Consider the following 12104-nt stretch of genomic DNA (forward strand, 5'->3'; position numbering starts at 1 on the left):
CCTCTATTTTTTCGTTTCTATTTAATTTTTTTTTGGCTTAATGGGATATTGATGTTCACAACTGTGCCTTTCCCTACTTCACTGTCAAAAGCGATACTTCCGTCATGTTCTTCAATGATCTGATTGGTAACCATCAGCCCCAAACCTGTACCATCTGACTTGGTCGTATAAAATGGGTCGCCAACTCGATCGATGTTTTCAGCCATTATGCCGTAGCCCTCATCTTTAACGCGAATCAATACTCGCTGTCCCTGTAGCATTTTAGCAAAAATAGTAATGGTTCCGCCGTCAGGCATTGATTCGATAGCATTTTTAACGAGATTTATAAACACCTGCTTCATTAGCTTCTCATCACATTCAACTTTCGGAATATTTGCCATGTCTTCTGCAGCAAATGTGATATTCTGATTGGAGGCCTGCTCTTTCATAATGGAAATAACGTAGCTAAAAAGCGAGTTTAAATCTACTTTTTCAAACACTGGCTGCCTTGGCTTACTCAGGAACATAAGGTCATCAGCGATCAAATTGATGCGGTCTATTTCCTCTATCATGATTTGATAGCGGTCCCGGTCTTCCGGATGCCTTTCCATCTGCAGCTGTGTAAACCCCTTTAAGGCGGAGAGGGGATTCCTGACTTCATGCCCAACCACTGAGGCCATCTGCCCGACAGCAGCCAGCTTTTCTGTTTGCCGCAGCTCCTGAAAAACAGTTGTCAGGGATTGAATATAGGAAAAGAAACGATTCAGAAGCACATAAGAAACACTTGAAAAAATGACCAGCAGCACGATGGGCACCATGACCTTTTGGCTGCTCAGCAGAAAGCCTGCAACCAGATACTTACTTACCATTCCCCCTGTAACAATCCAAAAATAACGCTTATTGACAAAGAGCGGAGCGAATATGATAAAAAACAGCTCTACAGCGTTTCCTGTCTGAAACTCCTTGGATTCACCAAAGTAAATCATCATGCTATTTGTAAAATCAATCAGCACAAAGCCGATAAAGTACAAGTATTTTACCTTAAAAGGACTGCCTGTTTTAAAGAAATACACCGCCGCCGGCAAAAGGCCGATAATGGCCAAATAATAACCTAATCCTAGTCCGCCTTGCGGAAGTCCCGGAGTGCCCCCTGCATTGAGAGGAAGGAGATAATAATAAAATAAATCATAGAGTGTAAAAATAAGATAAAACAGCCACATAAAAAGCCTGACTGCTTTTGTTTCTTCATTTATTAATGTCACTTGACTAAAACCCTTCATAAAAAAGCTCCTCGGTTAACTCTATTAAAATGATTCCAATAGCATTATTATAAACGGTTGAACCCATCATTGTATATTTTTCTTCATTATAAGGTGTTCTTCACACCTAGATCAGATTAAAAAGCCGGCCTGCGAAATGCAGACCGGTTCTCGTGTGGATGGCTAAATGAGCAATTGTCGGTCGAGCCGCGGATTTACGGCTTTAATATAACCTTTATACAATCATCTTCATGGTCGTTAAATATTTTATACGCGCGATCAGCTTCTTCCAATGGAATCTGATGTGTAATAATCGATTTCGGATCGAACTCCTGATTGGTGATTTTTTTGAACAGTTCTGGCATGTAATGCACGACCGGAGCCTGTCCCATTTTAATCGTGATGTTTCTTGAGAAAAACTCTTCAAGCGGAAACATGTTATAGGTTAATCCATATACGCCTGTCAGCTGGACGGTTCCAAACTTCCGGACTGCTTTCGCGGCAATTTGAATAGGGCCTAGCGTTCCACCCTGCAGCTTCAGCTTTTGCTCAACCTTTTCAACAGCGGATTTTTTCCCGTCCATTCCCACACAATCAATGACCACATCTGCCCCGCCCTTAGTAATTTCTTTTATATATGCACCCATGTCATCATATTTTGTAAAATCGTAAACTTCTACATCATTTGTAAGCTTGGCGTGGTTTAGCCTGTAATCCAAATGGTCAACAGCAATTACCCGTTTGGCTCCCTTCATCCAGGCAAACTTTTGGGTCATTAATCCGATGGGCCCGCACCCTAGTACCACAACTGTATCACCCTTTTTCACACCAGAATGCTCCACGCTCCAATAAGCGGTCGGCAGGACGTCAGATAAAAACAACAGTGATTCATCCTCCAGCTCACAGGATTCCGGTACAACAAAAGGCATGAAATTGCCGAAAGGGACTTTTAAGTATTCAGCCTGGCCACCCGGGTGGTTCCCGTATTTTTCTGTGTAACCAAAGTAGCCTCCTGCGTCTTTATGGGGGTTGGAGTTATCGCATTGGCTCTCCATTTCGTTCTGGCAGTAAAAGCAATGTCCGCAGGAAACATTAAATGGGATCACAACCCGGTCTCCTTTTTTTACTCTCGTTACATCAGGCCCTGTCTCTTCAACAATCCCCATGGGTTCATGCCCAATAATATAGCCGGGGCGCAGTGGCATGTTCCCCTGATATAAGTGGAGATCCGAACCGCAAATGGCCGTTGACGTGATCCTGACAATAATATCATCCCGTTTCTCAATTCCTGGATCCTCTACATTTTTCACCTGAATATCTTTAGCTCCCTGATAGGTTACAGCTCTCATCTTTCACACTCCTTCAGCAATTTACTAGGCTATACCCTGCTGGAAGGTAGGTTAACTCCATTTATATCCAATCCCCTCTTGTAATATTTACCTATAATTAGAAGAATATTTTCTGGAAGATTAAAAGATAGATACAGCTTTTCTCAGATTAATAGTCAAAAATGCTCAAATACGAGGCATATAGGAAAGTTTAACTATTTTGAATTTTGTGAATATAATTGAAGTACAGCATTTAGCTGTGACAAATACATAGTTTGAGAGGAGACTTTGGATGAAGAAAAAAAGAGTAATTGGGTCAGCAGTACTAAGTGTGGCAATGGGGCTTTCTGTATTTGCATCTGGGGCTTTCGGCCAGCAGGTTGAGAGCAACGAGACGTACCGGGTCATGATTCAGGGACCAGGCGCTGAACAAGCGAAGGCTAAAGCAAACTATGGCGTGCGCTGGGATTTCGGGAAGGACGGTTTTACCACAACAGTAAACGTAAAACAGTATCAAGCCTTATTGAAAAATAAGAATTTGGAGATTGAGAGAGTCGATCAGGTAAGCCTTGCTCCTGTCAGCAAGGAATCTGCCGCCAAGCCGGGAGCAGAGGCTGCAGCCGTTCCGAATGATAGCACCCCTTGGGGAATTGAGGCTATTTATAATGACAGTGCTATTCAAACTACTTCAGGCGGAAACGGAGTAAAAGTGGCGGTGCTCGACACTGGAGTTAATACAGCACATACTGACCTGGCAGGACAGGCGGAACAATGTAAAGACTTTACTCAAAGAAAATCTCCTTTAATTGATGGAAGCTGCGGGGATAAAAACGGACATGGCACGCATGTTGCCGGAACTGTCCTTGCACATGGCGGCGCTAGTGGACAAGGTGTGTACGGTGTTGCACCGGACGCCGACTTATGGGCATATAAAGTGTTGAACGACAGGGGTTCAGGCTACTCCGATGATATCGCCGGTGCCATTCAGCATGCGGCAGATCAAGCAGTTAGCACGGGATCAAAAGTAGTCATTTCCATGTCTTTAGGTGCAAGTTCTAAGAGTTCATTAATCGCTGATGCGGTTGATTATGCTTATGGTAAAGGCGTTTTAGTTGTGGCTGCAGCTGGAAACGATGGCCCTTCAGATAACACAATCGGCTATCCTGGCGCATTGGTAAACGCGGTTGCAGTTGCTGCACTGGAAGACGTTCAGGAGAATGGCTCATACCGTGTAGCCGACTTCTCTTCTCGCGGAAATCCTGCAACTGACGGCGACTATTTCATCCAGGAACGCGATGTTGAGCTTTCCGCACCAGGCAGAGCGATTGAATCTACTTGGTTCGATGGCACTTACAACACAATCAGCGGTACTTCCATGGCTACTCCTCACGTATCAGGATTGGCTGCAAAGATTTGGGCTGAAAACCCTTCATTGACTCATGTTGGTCTTCGCGCAGAGCTTCAAACCCGCTCCAAGCAATATGACATCCTTGGCGGAACAGGAGCTGCAGCTGGTGATGATTACGCATCAGGATTCGGTTTCCCTCGCGTGAAATAATAGAATGGTAGAAAAGCTTGGATTCCTTTTAGGGATCCAAGCTTTTTTGGGGATGAGTTGATGATATATCCAAAAATGCACCCCAGCCGGTGCGTGTAAAAATACCAATTTGCAAATATACTTGAAAATCTGCAAATATATAAGGGAATTTGCAAATAAAAAGCAGAATTTGCAAAAAAGTCCTGAACAAGAGAAAATATACTCCTTCAGCTTTAGTTTTAAATGCTTTTTTTCTATAGGCTCTTTTCTAAAAGATTGTTGGCATTAAATTCATTTTGTAAAAAAACTTTGATAAATAAGGTTGGTTGATTGGAGCGCAAGGTGCGAGACCCCAGCGGGAGGAGTGGGACAGGTGAGACCCCACAGGTGCTTGCACCGAGAAGGCTCACCGCCCGCTCCGCGGTTCGCTGAGCGTCCTGGAGCGGAAATCAACCACTCCTCACAACTAGTTTAAATAGCAACAAAGTTTGCGAAAACAGCCTTTCTATAACCATTTTCTACTGCAAAGCCGCCTGTTTTTTCTGTTTTCGGTTATAAATGAGCTTTGATAAGCTGACACTTGCCTCATACAGCAGCAATAGCGGCAGCGTGACCAAAATATCAGATATGAAGTCAGGCGGTGTGACCAAAATGGCAACGACAATCAGCACAAAATAAGCATATTTTCTTATTTTCTGCAGCGAATAGGGATTGATGATGCCAAGGCTGGTCAGGAACATAATAACAACCGGCAATTCAAACAAAAAGCCGAATGGCAGTGTTAAATGCAGAACGAATTTAATATATTTTTCTGTTGTAAAAAAGGCTGTAAACATCTCACCGGATAAGGCCATCAGAAAGTTCAGCACGAGCGGCAGCAGGACGAAATAGCCAAATGATATCCCTGTTAAAAACAAGAAAAATAGAGCCGGAATATAGGATAAGGTCACTTTTCTTTCTGTTTTAGTCAGTGCCGGGCTGACGAACAGCCAGATTTGGTGGGCAGCAACCGGGATAGCCCCTGCTATCGCTACAACGGATGCGAGCATAAAATAGACCCAGAGAATTTCGGAAGGTCCCAGAACAGCCAGCTTAAAATCCAAATCTTTTACAAGCCATTCATAAATATCACTCACAAAAATAAAGGATAGTGCTAAAAATACAATAAAAGTAACCGCAATAATAATCAGTCTTTTACGAAGCTCCTCAAAATGCTGAAGGACGTTGACTGCCTGATCATTCATGTTCAAACACCTCAATAGCAAAAGGAAGGAAGAAACTATCTTCCTTCCTCTTATTTTTATAGTAATTCTTTCTTCTTCTCTTCAGCTGGCTGGTCATCCGACACAAGTTCGCGTGTTGATTTCTTAAACTCTTTCAAGGTCGTTCCAAACGCCCTTCCGATTTCCGGCAGTTTGGATGGACCGAAGATGATCAGTGCCAATACCAATACTAATATCAATCCTGGAATTCCGATGTTTGATAGCATAATAACCTCCTAGTATTTAAAGCCTGTGATGGCAACGACACCCGGACGCGGCATTGTATCTCCCTTGCGGTGAGGCCATCTGCTTGTCAGGTTGTTTAAGTCTGCGGATTCTTCCCCGGGATGCTGGATGGACAGGAATAATGTTGTTTCGTTTGGAGTAAAGGACGGTCCTGTCAATTCGGCTTCTATCGGCGCAGATGCAAACTGGAAAGCTTCGCCAACATTTTTTCCGATTGTCGGGATGACGAACATGCCATTATTGGCAAAGTGTGTATAAATTCCGCTGTTCAGCTTGCTTGAAGACATATCTGTAACAGTCCAAAGGTTGCCGAGGCTATCAAAGGTCAAATTATCGGGCGCACTGAATCCGCTTTGCTTTCCGCCGGCTGCAAAAATCTCAAAATCGAATGTAAGAGCACCAAGATCATCATCTTTTTCTATGAATCTAGTAATATGACCATGGAAGTTTCCATGTCGATCATTATTTGTATGAGCGATAAATACAGTTTTATCAAACGGGCTGATTTCCACGTCTTCAGGACGGTCTGTAGGCGTTCCGCCGACCAGCAGCGCCGCTTCATGACAGTTGACGACAACATCGGCCTGAGTCTGGAATTTGTTTAATAGCTCCGCCTTGTCCTTTGCTGCTTTACGAACATTTTCAATCGTTAAAGGCACCCATTTGCCGCTGCCCATATTGGCCACATAAAGAGTCCCTTCTTCCAGAAGATCAGCATTCGCTTTCCCGCGTGATTCCACATATTTATTTCTGCTGATAAATTTATACACACAGGCGTCTTTTTTGTCATCGCCCATATACACCACAACACGGTTGTCATTTGTCAGGCCGACAGATGCGTTTTCATGGTTAAAGCGTCCCAGAGCGGTATGCTTGCGCACCTTAAAGTTAGGATCGAATGGGTCGACTTCCACAATCCATCCATAATGAGTATCGTTTAGGCCTGCGTCCTTTGCTGTATTTTCAAAGTTTTCTTCTGCGGATAAAACTGTTCCCCATAAAGTCATGCCGCCCGAGCAGTTCGCAAAAGTTCCTTGGACATTTGTTGCGCCGCCAACTGATTTTGAACCTTTCGCAGGGCCTGTCAGCTGAAATGGTGTTAGTCCAGAAACGCGTCGCGCATATTTTGAATTAGTATCCATTTTCCATGTACCTTCTTTGTCTCGGTACACTTCGATGATGGATCCACCCTGGTTATATAGCATTTTTTGAACCTGAGATTCAGTATATTTGCCGCTTGCCGGCTTAGCTCCATGTACGAACATTTCACTCGAGTATTCATGGTTCACCCACAATAAGCCACGTTTGTCTCCATCAATGGGAAAATATAATGTAAAGTCATTGTTAAAGCCAAATGTATCCCCTTTTTGGTTGATAACATCTCCATACGCTGCCACAACATCATACTTATACCCACGCGGAAGCACCAGGTCATCCTTATCCGTCGGGTCAATCGGCTTAAAGTTCAAACCAGAGATTTTCTTTTGGAACCCAAATAGATGGGATGCAGCTTCTGCACCTTTGGCTTCCGCTTTTGGCACCATTGTGCCTAAACCAGCAGAAGCGACTGTTAAAGCTCCTACTCCTGTACCTACATACGTTAAAAATTTGCGGCGATTTAATTCAGTCATCCTTTCGCACCTCTTCTTTTCATTTAATAATGCTTGCAGCTTATTTATGTATCAATCCCAAGTACAATATTAGGGAAGGAATATTAAGAGAATGCTAAGGAATAGCCGGAAAATTGTAAAAAAAAATTAAGAATTGTAAAAATCAGAAAGGTGGAGGCGCAGTGATAGACTGTTATGAAAGATTAGATTACCCTCTTATCCAATAAAAAAATGCCCGGCATCTGCCGGACATTTTTTAACTATTCTATCAAGATACTTTTTCTTCCTGGTGCTTGTATTCTTCTTCCCAATACTCGGCGTTTTTGATGCCAAGCTTTTTGGAATTGAATACAGGATCGAGACCTTGTTTCTTTTGGGCTTCGTAATCTTTTAAAGCAATCAGGGCCGGTTTCGCAAGGATCAGAATGGCGATAACATTGAGCCAAACCATTAATCCCAGGCCAACATCCCCAAGTGCCCAGGCAAGGCCTGCCGTCTTGACGGAGCCATAGAAAGTTGCACCAAGCAGCACAAACTTAAGAACGAACATGGCAATTTTGCTATTTTTGCCGCTTACTAAGTAGGCTACGTTTGTTTCGGCCATATAGTAGTAAGCCATAATGGTTGTGAATGCGAAGAAAAATAGCGATACAGCAACAAACCCTGCACCGAATCCTGGAAGAACAGATTCAACTGCTGCCTGTGTATAACCAGGGCCAGCTTCAACTCCAGGAAGGTTTTCTACGATAGGAGTCTTTCCATCTGCTCCGACAGTATTGAACATTCCAGTAAATAGAATCATGAACGCTGTTGCGGAACATACGAATAAAGTATCAATGTAAACAGAGAACGCCTGAACAAGGCCTTGCTTTGCAGGGTGGGACACTTCCGCAGCAGCCGCAGCATGCGGGCCTGTACCCTGTCCAGCTTCATTGGAATAGATTCCGCGCTTTACGCCCCAGGCGATTGCGCTTCCGATGATGCCGCCAAACATGGAATCGGCGCCAAAGGCACTGCTAAAGATTAATGAGAATACGCCAGGCAATTCTCCGATGTTCATGCCAATAATAACTAAAGAAACAAGAATATAACCTACTGCCATAAACGGCACTGTATATTGGGCAACCGTTGCAATACGCTTTACCCCGCCAAAAATGATAAGAGCCAGCAAGCCGACAACAACGAGGCCGGTTACTGATTTACTGATACCAAATGCATTTTCCATACCCAAAGCAATGGAATTTGACTGGATCCCCGGCATTAAAAGAGACATTGCCAAAAGAGTCGCAACCGCGAAGAGTACGGCAAACCATTTGATTCCAATCCCTTTTTCAATGTAATAAGCAGGCCCGCCTCGGTAGACACCGTCTTTTTTCACTTTGTAAATTTGGGCTAAAGTGGACTCAACGAATGCGCTGCCTGCTCCGATAAAAGCAATGGTCCACATCCAGAAAACGGCACCAGGACCACCCATTGCGATCGCAGTGGCAGTACCGGCAATGTTACCAGTTCCTACGCGGCCGGAAAGAGCAATAGATAAGGCCTGAAAAGATGAAACACCCGCATCGGAACTTCTTCCTTTGAACATAAGCAAAACCATGTCTTTGATGTGCCGGACCTGCAAGAATCGGGTTAAAATCGAAAACAGCAGCCCTACTCCAAGCAAGATGTAAATAACTGGTGTGCTCCATAAGATCCCATTAAGCTGATTAACAAAAGCTTCCAAACAACTTCCCCCTTTTTATTATATATTCTGAATCTTTTTCCTATTAAGAATTATAGTTTATAGACTGTTATATTACAATGGTTTTTTAACGGTCATACGGAATAATGTCATAGAACTTTTTGGCTTGCTTTACTTTTTCCGGGAGTGAGTTCGTTTTGTTCAATGATAATGGGATAAATAGAATTATAGAGAACATAAACCTTCCTATTTTCGGAAATTTCCGCTATTATATATTTAGGGAAACGAAATGTTGACCGGAAAGAAGTGTTTCAAGCATGAATAAACAAACAAAACGCAATTTAATGATCATGTGGTTCGCCAATTTCTTTGTGGCAGGCAGCATGACAATGGTACTTCCATTTATTTCTTTATATATAGAAACGTTTGGAGATCATTCTTCAACCTATGTTCAGAATTGGTCAGGCTGGACGTTTGCCATTACGTTTGTCACCGCCTTTCTTTTTTCGCCTGTTTGGGGAAGAATCGGAGATCTTTTCGGACGCAAAAAAATCCTGATCCTATCCGGAATTGGAATGGGTATTTCCATATTTCTGATGGGGTATGTGACTAATGTCTGGCAGCTGTTCTTCCTTAGATTATTTATGGGAATCTTTACAGGCTTCATCGGCATGTCCCAGGCATTTATTTCGACCCAGACACCTAAGGAGATTGCCGGCAGAGTGATGGGTACCCTTCAAACAGGAAGCATCACTGGCTCCCTGATGGGACCGCTGCTCGGAGGGGTTCTGGCAGATTTATTCGGGTTTGCAGATACATTTAAATGGACCTCTGTCGCCATCTTTGTTTCCGCGCTCCTCGTATTTTTTACAAGGGAATATAAAGTTGAAACCCAAAAGGGAGAAAAAACCCGGTACTCAAGTAAAGCCGTAATCCAGCATATTATCCGCAATCCGATTTTACTGACGGTAATGCTGATCTCAACGCTTGTACAAATGGCCCATTTCAGCATTCAGCCAATCCTATCTTTATATGTCAGCGAATTGCACGGACCGGAAAATTTGGCCTTTTTTGCCGGAATCGCCTTTTCTGCAGCCGGTGTCGGTAATTTATTAATGGCAAGGCAATGGGGGAAAATTGGGGACCAGCATGGATATATCAAGACTTTAGTTGTTCTGCTTCTCCTTGCAGGCGTATTTTACTTGCCGGGCGGATTTGTCACAAACATGTGGCAGCTGGTCCTTGTCCGTTTTGCGCTTGGTGTGACAATCGGGGGCATTATTCCTGTCCGGATCGCCTATATCCGCCAGGAAGCGCCGGTTGCCATGCAGGGTGAAGTGCTTGGTTACAACACAAGCCTGCGTTTCTTCGGAAACATTATCGGACCTGTTCTGGGCGGTTTAATCTCTGCTTACTTTGGCTTTTCTGCAGTTTTCGTTGTGACCAGTTCACTGCTGATTTTAAGCGGACTGATTTTGCTGGGTGCGATGAACCGCCATCCGAAACTGGCGAAGGATTCTTATTAGCGGAAGCCGTGTCCAGGGGTAGAGAAAATTTTGCCCGATTACTTTTTATGAACGATTAATTCATTTTATCGGTGAAAATCTTTTTTTCATCGCATTATAATATAAGAATTGAACGTAAAAAGCTGCCTCCAGGAATGAAAGGAGGCAGCTTTCTGTTTATTCGCTAAAATGGCAGACGCCAAGTTTATTTCCATCAAGGTTTTCGAACTCATACCACTTTACAGTCCCATCATACTGAATCTGCTCTGCTGTAACCTCGTGCCGGAGCAAATGGCGGCTTTTTACAGAGCCAAATGCAAAAAGCCAGCGTTTCAGCTGGCTTTGCTATTACTTAGCTGCATTGCTGGCGATATGGATGGCATCCCAGACACCTGCAAATGGCGGTGCATAGCATAAATCAACCATGCCAAGTTCATCAGCAGGCATATTGTTGTGAATGGCTACGGCAAACACATCGATTCTCAGGACGACGCCTTTGTTGCCGATTGCATGAGCGCCAAGTATTCGGTTCGTTTCTTTTTCACAAATGAGCTTTATCCAAATGGGTGTTGGATTCGGATAATAGCTCGGATGGTCTGCAGCCTTCACAAATTCGGTTGAGTAGCCGATGCCCATCTTTTTCACATCTTCCTCGGAAAGCCCTGTTCTGCCAAGCTCCATGTCAAAAATTTTAATGGCGGCACTTCCCAGTGTTCCCACATACTTTTCATGGCTGCCGGCTATATTGGCTCCTGCAAGGCGGCCGCATTTATTGGCATTGGTTCCGAGAGGGATATAATCATTTTCTTCAAGTACTTTATGATAAACTTGCGCACAGTCACCTGCTGCATATACATCCTCAATATTGGTGCGCATTTCGCGATCGATAATGATGGCGCCATTTTCCGCTAATTCAATGCCCGACCCTTCCAGGAATTTGGTCGCCGGCCTTACGCCAACTGCAACCAGCACCAAATCAGCTTTATAGGTGCCTTTGTCTGTTTTAACACTTTGCACTTTTTTGTCCCCGCTGAAGCTCTCTACCTTTTCACCCAGGTTCAATTCAACACCATTTTCCCGGATTTCTTTTTCGGCAATTTCTGTTATTTCTTTATCAAAAGGCGCAAGAATTCGCTCTCCCATTTCGATGACTCTAACGTTTTTGCCGATTGTTTTCATTGCTTCGACCACTTCGATTCCGATGTAGCCTCCGCCAACAATGACGATATCTTTAACTTCCGGTTTATGGGCAATTTCTTTTAAAACCATTCCATCTTCAAGTGTTTTCAGCACATGAATGTTCTCAAGATCTACTCCGGGAAATGGGGGCATAACCGGGAATGTACCTGTACCAATCATTAGTTTATCGTATGTATCTGTAAAAGTTTTATCAGCTGCAAGGTCTTTAACCGTTACTTCTTTCTTGTTGGTATCCACTTTTACGACTTCATGCTGGAGGAAGGTTTTGATTTCCCTCTCAGAAAATTGTTCTTGTGTCCGTGCAATCATTTTTCGATAATCATCATTTTCACCTGATACATAATAGGGAAGGCCGCAGGCTCCATAGGATAAAAACCTGCCTTTTTCATATACGGCAATTTCGGCTTTCTCATCCATTCTTCTAAGCTTTGAAGCGGCCGACATGCTCGCTGCCACCCCGCCAATGACTAATAGTTTCATAGGGATCTCTCCTA

At 43.7% G+C, this 12104-nt stretch carries 9 protein-coding genes; 2 read left to right on the forward strand and 7 right to left on the reverse strand.

Annotation, left to right across the window (positions count from 1 at the left end; all coding sequences use genetic code 11):
• Window positions 1-17: 17 nt before the first annotated feature.
• Complete coding sequence (locus AC3ZVC_RS01030) at window positions 18-1259, reverse strand: ATP-binding protein (protein WP_490065893.1); 1242 nt, start codon at window positions 1257-1259, stop codon at window positions 18-20.
• 194 nt (window positions 1260-1453) lie between these two features.
• Window positions 1454-2587: a zinc-dependent alcohol dehydrogenase gene (locus AC3ZVC_RS01035; protein ID WP_490065894.1), complete on the reverse strand. Its 1134-nt coding sequence runs from the start codon at window positions 2585-2587 to the stop codon at window positions 1454-1456.
• Window positions 2588-2858: 271 nt separating this feature from the next.
• On the opposite strand from AC3ZVC_RS01035, the gene AC3ZVC_RS01040 reads away from it, so the two are divergent.
• The gene (locus AC3ZVC_RS01040) at window positions 2859-4124 is read left to right on the forward strand and encodes a S8 family peptidase (RefSeq protein ID WP_490065895.1); all 1266 of its coding nucleotides are present in this window, start codon (window positions 2859-2861) and stop codon (window positions 4122-4124) included.
• A 497-nt stretch (window positions 4125-4621) separates the two neighbouring features.
• Here the strand turns inward: AC3ZVC_RS01040 and tatC are convergent, their stop codons facing one another.
• The 4 genes from tatC to AC3ZVC_RS01060 all read right to left on the reverse strand — a co-directional run bounded on the left by tatC (window position 4622) and on the right by AC3ZVC_RS01060 (window position 8947).
• A complete protein-coding gene (gene tatC / locus AC3ZVC_RS01045; protein ID WP_490065896.1) occupies window positions 4622-5347 on the reverse strand; it encodes a twin-arginine translocase subunit TatC in 726 nt (241 codons plus the stop codon).
• A gap of 56 nt (window positions 5348-5403) precedes the next feature.
• On the reverse strand, window positions 5404-5592 hold the full coding sequence (locus AC3ZVC_RS01050; RefSeq protein ID WP_490065897.1) for a twin-arginine translocase TatA/TatE family subunit: 189 nt from the start codon (window positions 5590-5592) through the stop codon (window positions 5404-5406).
• 9 nt (window positions 5593-5601) lie between these two features.
• The gene (locus tag AC3ZVC_RS01055) at window positions 5602-7242 is read right to left on the reverse strand and encodes a PhoX family protein (protein ID WP_490065898.1); all 1641 of its coding nucleotides are present in this window, start codon (window positions 7240-7242) and stop codon (window positions 5602-5604) included.
• 247 nt (window positions 7243-7489) lie between these two features.
• Window positions 7490-8947, reverse strand: a complete 1458-nt coding sequence (locus AC3ZVC_RS01060) for an alanine/glycine:cation symporter family protein (RefSeq protein WP_490065899.1) — start codon at window positions 8945-8947, stop codon at window positions 7490-7492.
• A gap of 275 nt (window positions 8948-9222) precedes the next feature.
• Between AC3ZVC_RS01060 and AC3ZVC_RS01065 the strand changes: the two genes are divergently transcribed.
• Window positions 9223-10431 (forward strand): MFS transporter, encoded by a 1209-nt coding sequence (locus AC3ZVC_RS01065; RefSeq protein WP_490065900.1) that lies wholly within the window; start codon window positions 9223-9225, stop codon window positions 10429-10431.
• A gap of 327 nt (window positions 10432-10758) precedes the next feature.
• Here the strand turns inward: AC3ZVC_RS01065 and AC3ZVC_RS01070 are convergent, their stop codons facing one another.
• Complete coding sequence (locus AC3ZVC_RS01070) at window positions 10759-12090, reverse strand: CoA-disulfide reductase (protein ID WP_490065901.1); 1332 nt, start codon at window positions 12088-12090, stop codon at window positions 10759-10761.
• Window positions 12091-12104: the final 14 nt, after the last annotated feature.

This window comes from Cytobacillus sp. C11.1 (genome assembly GCF_058145115.1).